This window comes from Collinsella sp. An2 (assembly GCF_002160065.1).
GTDB lineage: Bacteria > Actinomycetota > Coriobacteriia > Coriobacteriales > Coriobacteriaceae > Limicola.
The window spans coordinates 39,225-57,262 of the sequence record NZ_NFJW01000008.1; the positions used below are offsets into that span (position 1 = coordinate 39,225).

12 protein-coding genes are annotated in these 18,038 nt (G+C 64.0%); all 12 read left to right on the top strand.

What is annotated here, in order from left to right; translation table 11 throughout:
- The first annotated feature begins 206 nt into the window (after window positions 1-206).
- The 12 genes from B5F33_RS06430 (at window position 207) to murB (ending at window position 17,954) form a co-directional block, all read left to right on the top strand.
- Complete coding sequence (locus B5F33_RS06430; protein ID WP_158095325.1) at window positions 207-3,737, top strand: S-layer homology domain-containing protein; 3,531 nt, start codon at window positions 207-209, stop codon at window positions 3,735-3,737.
- 1,132 nt (window positions 3,738-4,869) lie between these two features.
- The gene (locus tag B5F33_RS06435; RefSeq protein WP_087410986.1) at window positions 4,870-5,298 is read left to right on the top strand and encodes a division/cell wall cluster transcriptional repressor MraZ; all 429 of its coding nucleotides are present in this window, start codon (window positions 4,870-4,872) and stop codon (window positions 5,296-5,298) included.
- Window positions 5,299-5,319: 21 nt separating this feature from the next.
- Window positions 5,320-6,285, top strand: coding sequence for a 16S rRNA (cytosine(1402)-N(4))-methyltransferase RsmH (rsmH, locus tag B5F33_RS06440; RefSeq protein WP_087410987.1), 966 nt, complete (start codon window positions 5,320-5,322; stop codon window positions 6,283-6,285).
- A 96-nt stretch (window positions 6,286-6,381) separates the two neighbouring features.
- Window positions 6,382-6,894: a cell division protein FtsL gene (locus B5F33_RS06445; RefSeq protein WP_087410988.1), complete on the top strand. Its 513-nt coding sequence runs from the start codon at window positions 6,382-6,384 to the stop codon at window positions 6,892-6,894.
- A gap of 211 nt (window positions 6,895-7,105) precedes the next feature.
- Window positions 7,106-8,782 (top strand): penicillin-binding protein 2, encoded by a 1,677-nt coding sequence (locus B5F33_RS06450; RefSeq protein WP_343215922.1) that lies wholly within the window; start codon window positions 7,106-7,108, stop codon window positions 8,780-8,782.
- 106 nt (window positions 8,783-8,888) lie between these two features.
- Complete coding sequence (gene murF, locus B5F33_RS06455) at window positions 8,889-10,337, top strand: UDP-N-acetylmuramoyl-tripeptide--D-alanyl-D-alanine ligase (RefSeq protein ID WP_087410990.1); 1,449 nt, start codon at window positions 8,889-8,891, stop codon at window positions 10,335-10,337.
- On the top strand, window positions 10,327-11,358 hold the full coding sequence (gene mraY, locus B5F33_RS06460; protein ID WP_087410991.1) for a phospho-N-acetylmuramoyl-pentapeptide-transferase: 1,032 nt from the start codon (window positions 10,327-10,329) through the stop codon (window positions 11,356-11,358). The genes murF and mraY overlap by 11 nt, the downstream gene beginning before the upstream one ends.
- 9 nt (window positions 11,359-11,367) lie before the next feature.
- A complete protein-coding gene (gene murD / locus B5F33_RS06465; RefSeq protein ID WP_087410992.1) occupies window positions 11,368-12,777 on the top strand; it encodes a UDP-N-acetylmuramoyl-L-alanine--D-glutamate ligase in 1,410 nt (469 codons plus the stop codon).
- A gap of 7 nt (window positions 12,778-12,784) precedes the next feature.
- Window positions 12,785-14,401: a putative peptidoglycan glycosyltransferase FtsW gene (locus tag B5F33_RS06470; protein WP_087410993.1), complete on the top strand. Its 1,617-nt coding sequence runs from the start codon at window positions 12,785-12,787 to the stop codon at window positions 14,399-14,401.
- On the top strand, window positions 14,391-15,512 hold the full coding sequence (gene murG, locus B5F33_RS06475) for an undecaprenyldiphospho-muramoylpentapeptide beta-N-acetylglucosaminyltransferase (RefSeq protein WP_087410994.1): 1,122 nt from the start codon (window positions 14,391-14,393) through the stop codon (window positions 15,510-15,512). Before B5F33_RS06470 ends, murG begins: the two co-directional genes overlap by 11 nt.
- A gap of 99 nt (window positions 15,513-15,611) precedes the next feature.
- Window positions 15,612-17,036, top strand: coding sequence for a UDP-N-acetylmuramate--L-alanine ligase (gene murC / locus B5F33_RS06480; RefSeq protein ID WP_087410995.1), 1,425 nt, complete (start codon window positions 15,612-15,614; stop codon window positions 17,034-17,036).
- A gap of 6 nt (window positions 17,037-17,042) precedes the next feature.
- On the top strand, window positions 17,043-17,954 hold the full coding sequence (gene murB, locus B5F33_RS06485) for a UDP-N-acetylmuramate dehydrogenase (protein ID WP_087410996.1): 912 nt from the start codon (window positions 17,043-17,045) through the stop codon (window positions 17,952-17,954).
- Window positions 17,955-18,038 lie beyond the last annotated feature (84 nt).

An 18,038-nucleotide genomic window follows, 5' to 3' on the forward strand; every position in this document is an offset into this window, starting at 1 on the left:
TTGCAGGCGGAAAAATCAGCAGTCAAGTTCAACTTGCTATCTCTGGCGGACATGTGACGGTATCTAGCATTGCCATAACTGGAACTTTGAATGGCGGTACTGGATGTACTCTCAATATTACTGGGGGCGTCGTTGACGTAAACTCAATCACACTCCAAAATAGCGGCACTGGTCCCGCAACTTTTACCGTCAACGGAAACAGCGCAGTGGTATTTGCCAACGAGGTGTCGGTAACTGCAGGCGGAACCGCCTCGAAAAACTATCAAAACGGCGTGGTATTTGAAGGCACAAGCGGCACCGTCTACGGCAGCGTCACCCTCCCCGACGATGTGACCATCCCGGAGGGTTACACCCTCACCATCCCCAGCGGCGCCAGCCTGACCGTGCCCAGCGGCACAACGCTGACCAACGAAGGCACCGTTACCGTAGAGGACGGCGGCACCTTCACCAACAGCGGCACCATTGAGGACTATGGGACGATCACCGGCACGGTAGGCGGCATTACACCGCAACGCCCGGCCACAGTTTCCGTGACTGTAACCCCCGCCACCGCCACCTACGGCTCCACCGTTACTCCAATGGCCACGGTCGCAGGCGGCTCCGGGGTGGTCAATGACGGCACCGTGACCTTCTATCAGGGAACGGATACAACCGGCGCCCCGCTGAACAGCACGCCCGCAAATGTATCCAACGGCACCGCAACGTATGAGCTGGAGTTGACCGGCGCCAACTGGAAACCCGGCACCTACACCATCGCCGCCGTCTACAGCGGCGGCGCCGGCCTGCTGGGGAACACCGGCACCGCCCCCCTCACCGTGTCCAAGGCGACGACCGACGCAACGCCAGTTGGGCCCATTTCGTCATCCAGTCGATCTGAAACCGGCATAACGCTGAATACAGTTTCTGATGGCAACATCGGCACCTATGGCGAGATTCAATACGGCTATGTGACAGGTACGGAGACTGAGCCAGGCCACTGGCAGGACGGCGCCGCATTTACCAACCTGAACCCCGGCACAGACTACACCTTCTACACCCGATACGCCGGAAATGACTACTATAACCCATCCGATCCCAGCACTACCGGCCTGACCGTCACCACCCTGCCACAAATTATGACCACCAGCCTGGACGACGGAACGGTGGGCGTGTACTATTCCCAAGCCCTGAAAGCCAATGTGGAGACCGGCAAGACCGTGACCTGGGAGCTTGCTACCGGCTCCACGTTGCCCGCCGGATTGACACTGAGCAACGACGGCACCATCACGGGCACGCCAGAGGGGACGGCTGCCAACCACAATTTCACCGTCCAGGCAACCATACAAGGCGGCGCGCCCGGCAGTGAAAACCCACATGACCTTGCGAGCCTGTCCATCACCATCAACGCCGGTACGCCGGACATCACGGCCACTACATACAAGGGCGAGGACCAGACCAGCACATTCACCTACGGCGACACCATCACGGTCACCGGCACGATTGCCGCCTCCAGCATGCCGCCAGCGGCCAGCAACGGTATCAACGCCATCACCGAACCGGCGCAGGATCAAGTGGGGCTGTATGTGTCGGGAAATGATAGCCTGATTGCCACGGCGAATGTCACCGACGGCAGCTTTACCCTGAAATACAATACCGCTGACAAGGCTATCCCGACAGGCCAGCCGCAGACCCTCACGGTAAAATACGGCGGCAGCAGCACTCTAAACAGCGGCTCTACCACGGTGCAGATCACCCTGAACAAGAAGGCGGTAACGGCGCAGGTGCAGGGCGCCATTACCAAGGTCTACAACGGCAACACCGACGCGGCGGTTTCTCTGGCCGTGGCTGCGGACGATCTTGTAAAGAGCACAGATAACATCATCGTGACTGGCACCGGTACCTACCAAAGCGCCGGGGTGGGGACAAATATCCCCGTCACCGTTAGCATTACGGGAACCAGCGGCAACGACACGGACTGGTACACGGTCACCGCCCCCACCGGCGTTACCGGTTCCATCATGCAGAGCAGTACCGAACTAAAGGTCGAGCCGTCTAGCGCGAGCCTCACCTACGGCGACACCCTCACGCTTACCGTAGCACCGTGTGCCACAGGGGAGGCACCAGCGCAGAATACACTGCTCGCGGGATTGCACAGGCTCGTTGACCTACTGACGGACGCGAATGGCGACACCGTTGAGCTCTACAACGGCGATAAGCTCCTTGCCGGTACGAGCAAAAAGAACGCGGACGGCTCCTACACCCTGACGTACAACACGGCGGACAAGGGCCTGTCCGTCGGGAACAACACGCTGACCGTCAAGTTCAACGGCGACACCAACATGGTCGCCAGCGAGGCAAGCGTTACCGTGACGTTGAAGCGGAAGGAGGCTACCGCCTCCGTCTCCGGTACGCCGAGCAAGACGTACGACAGCGCGACGGACGTCACGGTTAGCTTGGCGTTTGATAACGGTGTGCTGGTGGATGGCGATAGCTTTACGGGTACCGTTGCCGGCAGCTTCAGCGATGCGAACGCGGGGGAGGGTAAGTCCATCACTCTGGGCACCACCCCCACATGGTCGAATGACACCATTGCCGGGTTCTATGACATCGCCCTGCCGGGCAACGTCACTGGAAATATCCTCAAGGCGCGTCCCGGGCTGTCGCTCGCCGCAGATCACGGCCAGCTGCTGGGCGGCGGGCGCGTGGTCCTTACGATCGAGGGGCTTCCCGAGGGCGCGGCGGCAGAAGTCTCGTGCTCCGACTCGTCTATCACGGTGACGGGGGAGGGCTCCTCGTGGGAGGCCTACCTGCCCAACCGGTCGACGGAATACACCTTCATGGCCACCTCGTCCGAGACCGTCAACTACAGCGCGGGGCAGGCATCCTGTTCCGTGGATGTCTCCTACTCGGCCCCGCCGGTGCCGACCTACCCGCCGACGGTCGACGCGGGGGCGGGCGGCACCGTCGAGGTCTCGCCCGCGCGCCCGCATAAGGACCAGACGGTCACCGTCGAGCCGGTCCCCGACGAGGGGCAGGAGGTCCGCGAGGTCGTGGTGACCGACAAGGACGGGAAGCCCGTCGAGGTCGTCGACAACGGCGACGGCACGTGGTCGTTCGTCCAGCCCGCGGGCAAGGTGATCATCGAGGTCTCCTTCGGCTGCGACGGCGGGGAGCTCTGCGCGACGCACGGCTTCGTCGACGTCGACCAGGGCGCGTGGTACCACGACGCAATCGACTGGGCCGTGGATGCCGGCGTTCTCCACGGCTACGACGGCACCGGCCTCATGGGCCCCGACGACGTGCTCACCCGCGCCCAGCTGGCCACGATCATCTCCAACGTCGAGGGCGCCGCCCCCGGCAACCCCTCGGCGCTCGACGGCTTCACGGACGCTGACCCCGACGCCTGGTACGCTGGGACCCTCTCCTGGGCCGTCTCCGAGGGACTCTTCTCCGGCTACGACGGCACCTCCCTCATGGACCCCGACGGCGCCCTCACGCGCGAGCAAGCCGCAGCGGTGCTCATGCGCTGGGCCGCCCTGCGCGGGGAGGACACGTCGCAGCGCGCTGACCTCTCGGACTACCCGGATGCGACGGACGTCTCCCCCTGGGCCCGCGAGTGCATGAGCTGGGCGGTGGCGACGGGCGTCGTCTCCGGCGTCGAGCGCGCGGACGGCTCGCCCGCCATCCTCGACCCGGTGGGCACCGCTACCCGCGCTCAGGCCGCGGCTCTCATGATGCGACTGCTGGCGGGGGAGTAGGGGCTGGTCGTCTCTCGAGGCGGGTGCGGTCCCTCGCCCGTTTTCTCCGCCGCGAGTCGGGGCTGCTGTCGGAAGTTCGGTGCCCTCGTAGAAAGTTGGGTGCGTCTTCCGTCCAAATAATCCCCGAAAGCGCCTCTCGTTTGGACGATTCGACTACCAAACTTCCACGGGGCGCCCCCAACTTCCACGGGGCGCCCCCAACTTCCACGGGGCGCCCCGCCTCCTTTCTGCATGGTCAATACATGCTACCGCTGGGCAGGAACCCTGCGGTGGAGGAGGGGTGGTGGTCAATGTGTGTCTCTCCTGGGCAGTCCAGGAGCTTGTCAAAGGGTCTCGCAGCATTAAAGTCGATCATTTTTACCCAGGCGATGCGCAATTTGACCAGGAGTGACGCCTCGGGGGGATGTCGTCTGCCCAGAGGTCCCTTCTTTCGACCATCATCTCTCCCCGAACGCTTCGCCCGTACCCAAACGGCGAATCTTTTGACCATCGCTGCATCCCTGGGCGCCTTACTTGTGCCCAGGCGGCAGGCCCTTTGACCGCGAGCCATCCCCGTGTAGCTCGCCTGTACCCAGGCGGCACCAGTACTGACCATTGACTACCGCAGCGTGTCGGCAACTTGTCTGTATTCCGCGACACACAACCTGCGGTTGCAGCGCGGTGGGAGCCGGTGGGGCATCGCATGGCGCCAAATGGGCAGGGTTGACCACCATATATAGGTCCACGCGCAAGCCGGCATCGCCCGTGCGCCGACAAGACGTGCGGCGTTTCCCCTGGTCATGCACCTCCCACCAGCTCCCACCGCTCTGACCTGCGGATTCTTTGTTTCGACACAACTTCTCGGGGGACACGTAAAATTCGGTTCAACCTCAACTCGAAGGTTTAGCTTTGCTGAGCATGCCCGATATCTGGCAAGAATAACCCATTCCAAACACAACATATAGTGTTGCTTCAAAACAGCCGAACGAATGTGCCATCTCACTTCGAGGGGTCAAAGGGGACCGTTGGGGGAGAAGGTGGGAAAAAATGTTGCAACGGGGGAGTCGAGACCATAAGATAAAAACCGTCGACAGTCGGAGTGGTTCTCCGCGTACATACCCGCCGAGTAACCGAGAGGAGGGGTGCGGCAGTGATGCTGACCGGCACATACGAGCGCAATCTCGATGCCAAAGGTCGCCTTTCCCTGCCTGCAGCCGTCCGCAACGAGCTCGGTGAGCATGTTCGCGTGTTGCCCGCCCCGGATGTCGAGGCCCTGTACGTGTTCTCTGAGAGCGAGTATGGGAACTGGGTCGACAGCCTTTTCGAGAAGCGTGGGGGATTTAACCCGCGCAGCCCGGAAGACCAGGATCTCAGACGTATGCTCAACGCGATGGCGGCGCCGATGGATATCGACTCCGCCTCGCGTATAGGCCTCTCGGACACGCTTCGTGCGAGCAAACACCTCTCGCGCGAGGTCACGGTGGTTGGCAACGCCGACCATCTGGAGGTCTGGGACCGTGCGACGTGGAACAAGCGCCTTGCAGAGTCGCAGGACAAGCTCATGGCGCTCTTCTTCTCGTAAGGTTCGAAAGGGGGACCGGACATGGCCGAGGGAACGTTGACACAAGCATATCGGCATGAACCCGTCATGCTTCAGGAAGTGCTCGAAGCATTGCAGCTCAAACCAGGTGCCGTGGTGTGCGACTGCACGCTCGGCGGGGCCGGCCACTCGGTGCATATGGCACGCGAGGTTGGCTCGGATGGGCTGCTCCTTGGTATCGACCAGGATGACATGGCGCTCGCTGCGGCGTCCGACCGGCTTGACCGGGAGGCGCCGGACACCCCACACCGACTCCTGAAGGGCAACTTCGGAGACCTCGACGAGCTGCTTTGCTCTGCAGAGGTACCGGGTGTCGATGGCATCCTGTTCGACCTAGGCGTTTCGAGCCCGCAGCTCGATATCCCTGGACGGGGCTTCTCGTATCACGAGGACGCCCCCCTTGATATGCGGATGGATCCGGGTAACAACCCCTTAAACGCAGCAGAGGTCATCAACACTTATACCGAAGCCGACCTCGCCCGGATTCTTCGCGTCTACGGCGAAGAGAAGTTCGCGAGCCAGATCGCCCGCGAGATCTGTCGCCGCAGGCAGAAGGAGCCCATCCGCACCACCGGGGAGCTCGTCGACGCGATCAAGGCAGCCATTCCGGCTGCAGCGCGCCGGCACGGGCATCATCCCGCCCGCAAGAGCTTCCAGGCGATTCGCATCGAGGTCAACCACGAGCTCGATGTGCTCGAGCGGGGGCTTGAGGCGGCGGTCCGCTGGCTCAATCCGGGAGGGCGCATCTGCGTCATCTCGTATCACTCGCTCGAGGACCGCATCGTCAAGCACCTCTTCCAAGAGCAGAGTCGGGGCTGCACGTGCCCGCCGGACATTCCGGTATGCGTGTGCGGCAACGTGCCGGTACTTGACGTCATCACCCGCAAACCGCTGGTTGCCAAAGCCGAAGAGGTGGAGCGCAACCCGCGTGCGAGATCGGCCAAGATACGCGTCGCCGAACGGATTTGACCCTCCGGGCGACACGCTTCATGGCCCCATCCCGCCACACCATAAACGCAGCTTAAACGCACGACACACATCCTAGGGATGGGGAGGCCGCATATCATGGGTATCAACACCTCAAACGCAGCATTCGCCTATGATATGCAGGCCGCGCCGGCGCCCTTGTCCCCGCTCGGCTCGCCGCGTGCGCCCCGGGCGGGGGAGCGTCCCCGCTTCGACGTCTACACCGGAGCGGCCCGCGAGGCAAACCAGACGGTAAGCCCGGCATTCACCCACGTTGTAAAGATCTTCTGCGTCCTCATGGCGCTGTTCTGCATCATCGGCGTTGCCCGCGTTACCATTGCGAGCGCCACTGCCGCAGCGCTCAACGCAAGCGCCCAGACCACCAACGAGCTCGAGGCCGCTCAGGATACCTCTTCGAGCCTTGAGGTCATGCGCTCCGTCTACGGCGCCGACACCCGCGTCCGCGATCTTGCGACGAGCACGCTGGGCATGGTTGAGCCCGAGGAGACCGTGACGATCGACGTGAGCGACGCGGCGGCCAGCGGCGTCGACGCGAACGTCGATGGTGGCGGCGCACCTGTGACCACGGACGCCGCTTCGCAGGCCCAGTAACAACGGAGGCCCTGACATGGCTCGTGACGGATACCGCGGGTCCGGTGACGGACGTCGCGGAGATGACCGCGGCAGTCGGTATAGCAACCGATACGACAATCGATACAGCACCGGAAACCGCCGCTCCCCAGGGGGCGGCGGCTCGGGTAGGGGCGGTTCTGGCGGCTCGCGAGGCCAGCGCAGCCAGCGCGGAAGCCGGCCGCGAACCGACTTGCTCCATAGCGACCTTGCCCACGAGAGGGTTTCGCGCCGCACGGTGGTGGCGGGCGCGCTGGGCTTCGCGCTCGCGTGCGGCGTGGTGCGTCTTGTCGACTATCAGGTGGTCAACGGCGAAACCTACCGCAAGCGCGCCGACGAGCGACGCGTCTCAAGCCAGACGCTCTACGCCAAGCGCGGCACGATCTATGACCGCAACGGCAACGTGCTCGCATCGAGCGTGGAATGCCAGAACGTCTATGTGAACCCCAAGCTTATCGAGGATACCGACGAGGCTGTGAAGGCGCTCGTCGAAGTGCTCGGCGCCGACGAGGAAGACATCCGCGAGAAGGTGGAGCGCGACACCACCTTTGTCTATATTCAGCGCCAGGTCGACCAGGAGATTGCCGACGAGCTCGCGGACCGCGACATCGCGGGCATCGAGTTCGAGCAGGCCATCAAGCGCGTCTATCCCTATGGCAACCTCGCCTCGCAGGTGCTCGGCGTCGTGAACATGGACAACGAGGGCGTGTCGGGCCTGGAGGCCCAGTACAACGACATTCTGACGGGTGAGAACGGCTCCATCGTGCGCGAGCGCGCACGCGACGGCTCCTACATTGCCGGCGGAGCCTACGAGAAGGTCGCGGCAAAAGACGGCATCGATATCGTCCTCACCCTCGACGTGAACATTCAACGCGTGGCTGAGGATGCCCTGGCGCAGTCCGTGCAGGAGACGAATACGCAGTACGGCTCTGCCATCGTCACAGATCCCACGACGGGCGAGATCCTCGCGTGCTGCTCGTATCCGACCTACGACCAGACGGATCTGTCGAACACCAACGCGGCGGACATGAACCTGCGCGTGGTGACGGACGCCTACGAGCCGGGCTCGGTCTTCAAGACGCTCGTTTCGGGCATGGCTATCGAGCTTGGCCTGGTGACCCCCGACACCACGTTCGAGGTGCCGGCGACCATCAAGGTGGGCGACGACTGGGTTGCCGACGCCGACAAGCGCCCCTACGGCATGACCATGACCCTGCGCGAGATCATGCGCCGCTCATCCAACACGGGCATGGTGCTTGTGGGAGAAAAGATCGGCGCCGACCGCTTTGCCGAATATCTGGACACCTATGGAATCGGCCACAACTCCGGCATCGACTTTCCGGGCGAGTCTGCGGGCATCGTGCGCAAGCGCGAGGATTACGACGGCTCGAGCCTGGGCTCGATGTCCTTTGGCCAGGGTATCGCCATCGCGCCCATCGAGACCATGCGCGCGGTGTGCGCCATGGCCAACAAGGGCGTCTGCTGCACCCCGCACTTCCTGAAGTCGAGCGAGGGTGAAGAGGTCGATTGGTCGGACGGCAAGACCCAGGTGGTGAGCGAGGACACGGCAAGCCAGGTCACCTCCATGATGGTGACCGTCGTCGACGAGGGCACCGGTGTCTATGGACAGGTCCCGGGATACGACGTGGCGGGCAAGACGGGCACGGCGGAGCGCGCGAGCGAGACCGGTGGCTACGAGGCCAACATGTACATGGCGTCCTTCTTGGGCTTCGCGCCGGCGAGCAACCCGGCGGTGGCGGTGTACATCACCCTCGACGGCACCCCGAGCGGCTCGAACGCGGCGGCGATTCCCTTTAGGACCATCATGTCGAGCGCTCTCAACACGCTCGGAATCAAGCCGACGCGATGATGGGGGATTACGCGAAGCTGTCGGCGGCTCCATAAGGCGTGCACGATGGAGGCATCCCGCTTAGGTACAATAATCTGCTGCAGTAAAGGCTAATAAGGAGTGCTGCATGGTAGAGATAGCCGTTAAATACATCGAGCGGGTTACGGGGGCCCGGCCGTATACCGGCAACGCCGACCGCGTGTGCCGTGGCTGCGTGATCGACTCGCGTGAGGTCACCGAAGACTGCATCTTCGTCGCGTTTCCGGGGGAGCGCGTGGATGGCAACGACTTCGCGTCCCAGGCCATCGAGGCCGGGGCAGGTGCTGTTGTTCTTACCAAGGAGCCGACGCGCGAGCTCATCCGGCTTGCGGACAACCACGAGTGCGCGGTCTTTTATGTAGAGGACGCCGAGGAGTTCCTGCTCAGGCTTGCTCAGGGCTATCGCGCCCGCATGAAGTGCACGGTCGTCGCCGTGACGGGTTCGGTGGGTAAGACCACGACGAAGGACATCCTGAGCGCGCTGTTGGCGACCCGCTATCGCGTGCATGCCACGCAGGGCAACTTCAACAACCTCATCGGCATGCCGCTCACCATTCTCTCGGCTCCTAAGGATACGCAGGTCATGGTGCTCGAGATGGGCATGAACTCGTTCGGCGAGATCGAGCGTCTGTCGCGCTGCGCCCAGCCTACCTACGCCATCATCACCAAGATCGGCACCTCGCACATCGGCATGCTCGGCAGCCGGGAGAACATCGCCCGCGCCAAGGCAGAGGTCCTCGCAGGCATGCCGCCTTCGTCGGAGAACTTCGAGGGGCATCATTCGCTGCTCGTTCTGGGCGGCGAGGACGACTTCACGCCGTTTATCATCGAGCAGTTCGCCCGCCCGGCCGGCGTCGACGTGCTGCTTGCCGGCATGAGCGAAGACGACGATGTGTGGGCGCGCGATATCCAGGTGGGCGCCGACGGCTGCCCCGAGTTCGACATCATGCTCGAGAACGGGTCCCAGTATCACACGGGGCTCTCGATCACGGGTGCGCAGGCGGTGCCGAACGCGCTCTACGCTGCGGCTGTAGCCCATAGGCTCGGCATCGCGCAGTACGAGATCGACCAGGTATTCCATTCGTTGAAGCTCACCGGGCATCGCCAGGAGCTGCGCCATGCAACTTCGGGCGCGACGGTGATCGACGACTCCTATAACGCAAGCCCCGAGTCCATGGCGGCAGGCCTGGATCTGCTCTGCGGGCTTGATGGGGCGGGCCGACGCGTTGCCGTGCTCGGAGAGATGGGCGAGCTTGGCGACGAGGCCCCGCGCCTTCACGAGCTCGTGGGCGCCTACGCCGCCGCCAAGAAGCTCGACCAGCTTGTATGCGTCGGCGGCAAGGACGCGGAGCACATGGCTTCCGCGGCACGCCTCATGGGGCTTCCCGAGGACCGCGTCTCCCACATGCCCGACGTCGATGCTGCGCTTACACGATGGGGGTCCACGTTCTCGGCGACCGACACCGTTCTGGTGAAGGGCTCGCATGCCGTGGGGCTCGACCGCTTTGTTGAGGGGGTGTGCGCCGATGTTCGGTAACCCGATGTATCCCACGTTCCAGGCCTTCTTGGCGCTCGGCGTGTCCGCGATCATCGCCGCGGTGCTCATGCCGTTCTGGATTCGTCTGCTCAAGGTCGAGGGCATCGGCCAGCAGGTGCGCGCAGACGGACCCCAGCGCCACCTCATCAAGCAGGGCACGCCCACCATGGGCGGCGTGATCATCCTGCTGGCGGTGACCGTCACCTGCATTCTGCTGGGCCGCCTTACGACCGAGCTCGTGCTTGTGCTCGTCGCAACCCTTGCCTGCGGCCTGCTCGGCCTCATCGACGACGGCACGTCCGTGTCGCATGGGCGCTCGTTGGGCCTTACCCCGCACGCCAAGATGATCGGCCTCACGCTCATTTGCGTCGTCTTCTGCCTGCTTGCCGTCAACTGGTGCGGCGTCGCCCCCGAGGTTCGCTTCCCGGGCGGCTTTACCATCGACCTCGGCGTGCTCACCACCTCGTTTGAGCTCGGCGGAGAGCCGTTCCAGATTCCGTGGCTCTACGTCATGTTCACCTGGCTGCTCATCGCGGGCCTGTCCAACGCGGTGAACCTCACCGACGGCCTGGACGGGCTTGCGGGCGGCACCTCCATGATTGCGATGCTCATCATGGCTGCCATCTCGTTTTTGCACGGCGATCCCAACCTGTCGGTCTTCTGCACCGCGTGTGCAGGCGCCTGCTTGGGATTCCTGTGGTTCAACTGCTATCCGGCGAGCATCTTCATGGGCGATACCGGATCGCTTGCGCTGGGATGCGCCTTTGCGTGCGTGGCCATCATGACCAACACCGAGGTCGTCTCGCTCATCGTGGGCGCACTTTTCATCATCGAGGCCCTTTCCGTCATGATTCAGGTCCTAAGCTTCAAGGCCACCGGAAAGCGTGTGTTCCTCATGGCGCCCATCCATCATCATTTCGAGAAACTGGGCTGGGCCGAGACCAAGGTGGTCATCCGGTTCTGGATTGTGGCCGCCGCCTTCGGTGCGCTGGGCCTGGCGCTGTTCTTCCAGTTGGGATAGTGAGTTCGCATGTCTCTTCCTGATCGATTCAGCCTGCTCGTGCTCGGCCAGGGCACCACGGGCCTCGACATCGTCCGCTGGGCGCTTGCCCACGGATCCGACCGCGTGACCGGCGTGACCGTCTACGGCGGCGCGACGTCCACCCCCACGGACGCCACGCGCGCCCTCGAAGCGGCGGGCGCCACGTTCGTCTACGGCACCGAGGATATCGAGGGGTCCTTTGACGTTTGTGTCACGAGCCCCGGCATCTCGGAGTTCTCTGACTTCTTCGCAAGCGCCCGCGCACACGCGGCGCAGGTCATGGGCGAGCCGGAGTTCGCCTACCGGCTGACGCCGGAGCGCTGGATCGGCATCACGGGGACCAACGGCAAGACCACCACGACCGCGCTGACCAATCACCTGCTGCATGCTGCCGGTATGGTCTCGTCGGCTGTGGGCAACATCGGCGACACCGCGATTTCGCGCGTGGGTGAGCGTGGGGCGGACGAGTGGTTCGTCGCAGAGCTCTCAAGCTATCAGCTGGCCACGACCGAGGAGCTTCATCCCCGGGTCGCCATTTTGCTCAACATCACGCCCGACCACCTGTCGTGGCACCGCAGCCACGAGAACTACGCCCGTGCCAAGTGCCGGCTCTTCCAGAACCTGGGGGAGCAGGACCTGGCAGTCGTCGATGTGGAGGACGAGGGCGTCTGCGAGCACCTGGGTCTCATCGAGGCTCCGGGCAGGCGTGTGCTGTCGCTTTCCGTAACCGATCCGGGCACGCCTGATGCTGCCTTTGTTCGGGACGGAGTTCTTACGGTGCGTCTGGGTGGGGAAGAGACCCCGCTCGTCTCGGCTGACGAGCTCAAGATTGCCGGCCACCATAACGTCGTGAACGCGCTGGCCGCTGCGACCGCCGCGCTCTTCGTGGGTGCTGCGCCCGAGGGTGTTCGCGAGGGGCTGCGCTCCTTCGAGCCGCTTGAGCATCGTATCGAGCCCTGCGGCTCGATCGACGGCGTCCGGTTCGTCAACGATTCCAAGGCCACCAACACCGATGCGGTCGTAAAGGCGCTCACGGCGTTTCCGCACGATCGCGTGGTGCTGCTGGTGGGCGGCCATGACAAGGGCACCCCGCTTGAGGAGTTCGCCCGCGCCGTGGTGCGGTCCACCGTGGCGTCCGTCGTGTGCTTCGGCGAGGCCCGCTCGCGGTTCCTGCAGGCCTTCCTCGATGCCGACGATACGCACGAGCTCGAGGTGGCCGAGGCCGAAAACCTGCGCGACGCCGTCGACGTCGCGCGCAACCTTGCTGAGCGCGGCGACGTCGTGCTGCTGTCGCCTGCCTGCTCGAGCTTCGACGAGTTCTCTGGATTCGAAGAGCGTGGCCGCGCCTTCAAGGCTTATCTCGACGAGATTCGCGCCGCCGCGTCCGACGAACGCTAGGTAGCCCATGAATAGCACGGATGCGCCGACGGGCGCTGTCGAACAATCGAGGGGGCGTGCCGCGTCCGGCCGTCCTCGCACGCGTCGTCGCGACGGCGAGCACTCCGCCCTGGGCGAGCGTCTCATCGCCGGCGTGCCCGCGCGCATCATGCGCCCGCGCATCGTCTTTCTCGCCTGCCTTGCCGCCATTTTGGGGTTCGGCTTGCTCATGGTGTATTCGGCCTCGTCGGTCGAGGCGCTCAAGGAGACCGGAAGCTCGGTGTACTACCTGCAGCGCCAGGCGATCTTCATCGCGGTGGGACTCATCTGCATGATCGCGGTGAGCCGCGTTCCCCTTGCCGCCATGCGCACGGATGTCGTGTGGTGGGTCTGGCTCGGCATGTTGTTCCTGCTGTTCTTGGTGCTTGCCATCGGCCGTGACGCGGGCGGTGCACGCCGCTGGATCGTCATTGCGGGACAGCAGTTCCAGCCGTCCGAGTTTGCCAAGTCGATCATCGTGGTCACCGCTGCGAAGATCTTCTACGAATACTACGAGATCGAGTCCATCAACACACAGACCTTCCTGATCATGCTCGGCGCCTGTGTGTTCGCGCCGCTGCTTGCCATCATCCTGGAGCCCGACATGGGCACCTGCCTCATCATCGGGGCCACGGTCTTCTGCATGGCGTATTTCGCAGGCTTTTCCTACAAGCTCATCGGATGCATCGTGGCAGTCGGTGTCGTCGCGGTCCTTGTGCTCATCCTGTCATCGAGCTATCGCGCAGACCGCCTGTTCTTGGGCGACCCGTGGGAGGACCCGTACGACACGGGCTACCAAGCCACGCTTGCCATCATGGCGTTCGCCTCGGGCGGGCTGTTCGGGCGCGGTGTCGGCAACTCCACGATGAAGTACAACTACCTGCCAGAAGCCCATAACGACTACATCTTGGCCATCATCGGCGAGGAGCTGGGACTGGTGGGCACGCTGGCGTTTTTCGCCGTGTTCGCCGTCATGGTGTATGCCGCCTTCAAGATCGCCTGGCAGTCGCCGAGCATCCAGGGGCGCCTCATCGCGTCGGGCTCGATCGTGCTCATCTCGATGCAGTTTCTCATCAACGTGCTCGGCATCCTGGGCGTGACGCCCATGACCGGCAAGACGCTCCCGTTCATCTCGTACGGCGGCTCGTCCATGATCGCCTCGCTCATCCTTATGGGGCTTATTCTCCGGGTGTCCATTGAGAGCAATCCCAAGACCGTCTACGATGTGCGCCGCGACGACTTCGCCGTGGTGGACGAGAGTACCGCCGGCGAGGCGCATCCGCGCTCTTCCCGGTCGGGCGGCTTCACGGTGTTGGACGGGGCGTCCGGTCGTCCCGATGCGCGCACTCGTCGCGATGCAGACGCTGATGGCGGGCGCCGCGAGGGACGTCGCCCCTCGTCGGGCCGCAACACGCCGCTTGCCTCCATGCGTTCGGATGCGCGCGGTGCAGCGAGCTCATCGGCGCGCTCGCGCATAGATTTGGGAAACGACCCCGCGGACCGGCTGCGTTCGAGCGGCCCGCGCGTGGGATACGACAGGGGAGGATACGCGCCCGGCGGCAGCCGGACGACCAGGTCGCCAAGGGGGAGACGCTATGACCGATAAGAGAAGGATCGCCATTGCGGCGGGAGGTACCGCAGGGCACGTGAACCCGGCCCTCGCGCTTGCAGAGGAGCTCCGTTCACGCGGGCACGAGGTGCGTTTCTTTGGCGAGACCCGTCGTCTTGAAGGCAAGCTGGTTCCTCAGGCGGGGTTTGCCTTCTATCCCGTCAACGTGACCGGCTTCGACCGTCAGAAGCCCTGGACGCTTGTGACCGCGCTCGTGCATCTGGCGCATGAAGAGCGCAGGCTCGTTCGCGCCTTCAAGGAAGATCCTTCGCTTCGTCCCGATGTGGTCATCGGCTTTGGTGCCTATGTCGAGCTCCCGCTTGTCCGCGCGGCGGCGCGCCTGGGCATTCCCTATGCGCTTCACGAGCAGAACTCGGTTCCGGGCCTTGCCAACAAGCAGTCCGCAAAGGGGGCCTCGCTTATCGGTATCGCCCAGCCAAGCGTGGCCGAGGTCTTCGAGAAGCACGGAGCCAATCCCGACGTGGTGAAGATGGTCGGAAATCCCGTGCGCGGCTCGGTCCTTGCCGGTGACCGCACCCGAGGTCGGGCATCGCTGGGCGTTCCCGCCGACGCCACGCTGCTGCTGGTTTTTGGCGGCTCGCTCGGGGCCCATCATATCAACACGCGCATGGTTGCCCTGAAGGACCGCCTGCTGGGGTTGGAGGGCGTGCACGTGCTGCACTCCACCGGCGCCGACGACTACGATGCCACCGTGGCCGCCCTTGCGCTTACGCCCGAGGAGCGCGAACGCTATCACGTCGTGTCCTATATCGATGGCATGGGCGACGTCCTTGCCGCCTCGGATTTGGTGCTCTCGCGCTCGGGGGCTTCGTCGGTCGCCGAGATCGCTGCCCTTGCGGTACCTTCGGTTTTGGTGCCGTATCCGTTTGCGACGGCCGACCATCAGACCACCAATGCCCGATATCTCGTGGACGCGGGCGCAGCGGTCATGTTCCCTGACGCCCAGATCGATTCTCAGGAGTTCGAGGAGCGCCTCGTGGGCCTGCTGTCCGACCCGGACGCCCGCGCTGCGATGCGCGAGGCCGCCCGCGGCCTTGGGCAGGACCGGGCGGCGGCCCGCCTCGCCGACGCGCTCGAGGAGCTTTAAGCCACAAGTGCCGAAGACCCTGCTCGTCGCACGTCGCGTCAAGTTGCGGTAAAGTGTCAAGGATATGCATCGACCATATTCGAAGGGGAGTATATCCGCATGGCAGATACTTCGAGCGCGCCCACGGCATCGACCTTTAAGCGTGCGCATTTCATCGGCATCGGCGGCGCCGGCATGAGCGGCATTGCCCTCGTCTTGCACGAGCGCGGCTACGCCGTGAGCGGATCCGACCTCAAGACCTCGCGCTATATCCGCCAGCTCACCCGCGCTGGCGTCGACGTTCGCGTGGGACATCACGCCGAGACCATCGACGAGCTTTCCCCGGACGTCGTGGTGGTCTCCACGGCCATTCCCGAGACCAACCCCGAGCTGGTACGCGCTCGCGAGCTGGGCATTCCCGTCTGGCCGCGCGCGAAGATGCTCTCTGCGCTGGGGCATGGGCATACTACCATCGCCATCGCGGGCACGCATGGCAAGACCACGACGTCTTCCATGTGCGCCACCATGCTCGACCGCATGGGCGAGGACCCGAGCTTCCTCATCGGCGGCATCGTCGAGGGATACGACACCAACGGGCGCAACGGCTCGGGCGATTTCTTCGTGTGCGAGGCCGACGAGTCGGACAGCTCGTTTCTCTACCTCGATCCCAACGTCGTGGTAGTCACCAACGTCGAGGCCGACCATCTTGACCACTATGACTCGCTCGAGGACATCGAGCGGACCTTCGTTGAGTTCATGCGCCTGGTGGGCGAGGACGGCACCGTTATCGTATGCGGCGACACGCCGCATCTGGCGGAGCTTGCCCACTCGAGCGGTCGCCGTGTGGTGACCTACGGCACCGACTCCTCAAACGACGTCGTGTGCACGCCGCACGTCGTCCAGCATGAGCTTTCCGCCTCGTGCACCGTTCGCTTCCCGGACGGCTCTGAGCACCAGGTGTCCATCCAGGCGAACCCGGGCGTGCACAACCTGCTCAACGCCACCGCCGCGCTTACGGTAGCGCAGGCGCTCGGCCTCGATGTGGCCCGCGCTGCCGAGGCGCTCTCGGGCTTCAAGGGCGTTCGTCGTCGCTTCACGCACGTGGGGGACGTCGACGGCGTCACCGTGGTGGACGACTACGGCCATCATCCCACCGAGATCAAGGCGACGCTTGCGGCCGCGCGCTCGCTTGGCTTCAAGCACGTCGACGTCGTGTTCCAGCCGCATCGCTATTCGCGTCTGCAGGCGTTTGCCGACGACTTCGCCGACGCGTTTGCCGATGCCGACCGCCTTGTGCTCATCGACGTGTTCTCGGCCGGGGAGATGCCGATTCCCGGCGTCACGAGCCGCATGCTTGCCGACAAGGTGCGCACGCGCCATCCCGGCAAGGAGGTCATCTACGTGGGCGACCGGATGCTTGTGTCCAAGCGCCTTGCTGAGGTTGTCGAGCCGGGAGACCTGCTCATCACCATGGGCGCCGGCGACGTGACCACCGTCGGACCTGAGTTCATCGACTATAAGACCTCGTCCGCCAAGGCGGAGTAGCCGGCCATGGGATTGTTCAACGCCGTCATGTCGCTTTCCGGTGCCATCGACACCGATGTCATAGAGCAGGAGCGCCTTGCGCGCCACACCAGCTACCGCATCGGCGGCAAGGCGGCGCTGTTCATCACCTGCCACAGCTACCATGCACTGCGCCGCGCCATCGAGACGCTCAACCGTGAGAGCGTGCCCTGGGTCATCATTGGGCGTGGGTCCAACCTGCTCGTTGCCGACGAGGGCTACGAGGGAGCGGTGGTCACCCTCGGGCGTGAGTTTATGCGCACGGTGCTTGCCGAGGACGGGCGTACCGTCACGGCGGGTGCGGGCGTGATTCTGGCGCGTCTGGTGAACGAGGTGTACTCCAAGGGGCTGTCCGGCCTCGAGTTTGCCATGGGCATACCGGGCACCATGGGCGGCGCGGTATCCATGAACGCGGGAACACGTACCGAGTGGATCGGCTCGGTCATCGAGGACGTCATGACTTACCAGCCTGGTCGCGGTATGCGTCACTACGCGCATGACGAGATTGCCTGGGGCTACCGTGAGTGCGGCTTGCCGCGCGACGAGATCGTGCTCGAGGCTACGCTGCGCCTACATCCTGCCGACAAGGGTGAGATTCGCGAGAAGATGGAGCGTTTCTTGGCGCGGCGTCGGCGTACGCAGCCGATTGGGAGCGCCACGTGCGGTTCGGTCTTCAAGAACCCACCTGAGGGAAGTGTGGGAAAGATGGTAGAGGACTGTGGATTGAAGGGTTTTTCCGTAGGCGGGGCAGAGGTGTCTCAGGTTCACGGTAACTTTATCATCAACACGGGCACCGCGACGGCCTCCGACGTTGCGGCGGTCATTCGACACGTCTATGGAAAGGTGCGGGAGGCGTATGGCGTCGAGCTTCAACCGGAAGTTAAATTCCTCGGGTTCTAGCGCCTCGAAGCCCACCTTCCGCAAAGCCACGGGTTTGCGCCGACAGTCGGCGAACCTGCGTAGCAGCAAGAGCCGCCCGGCGAG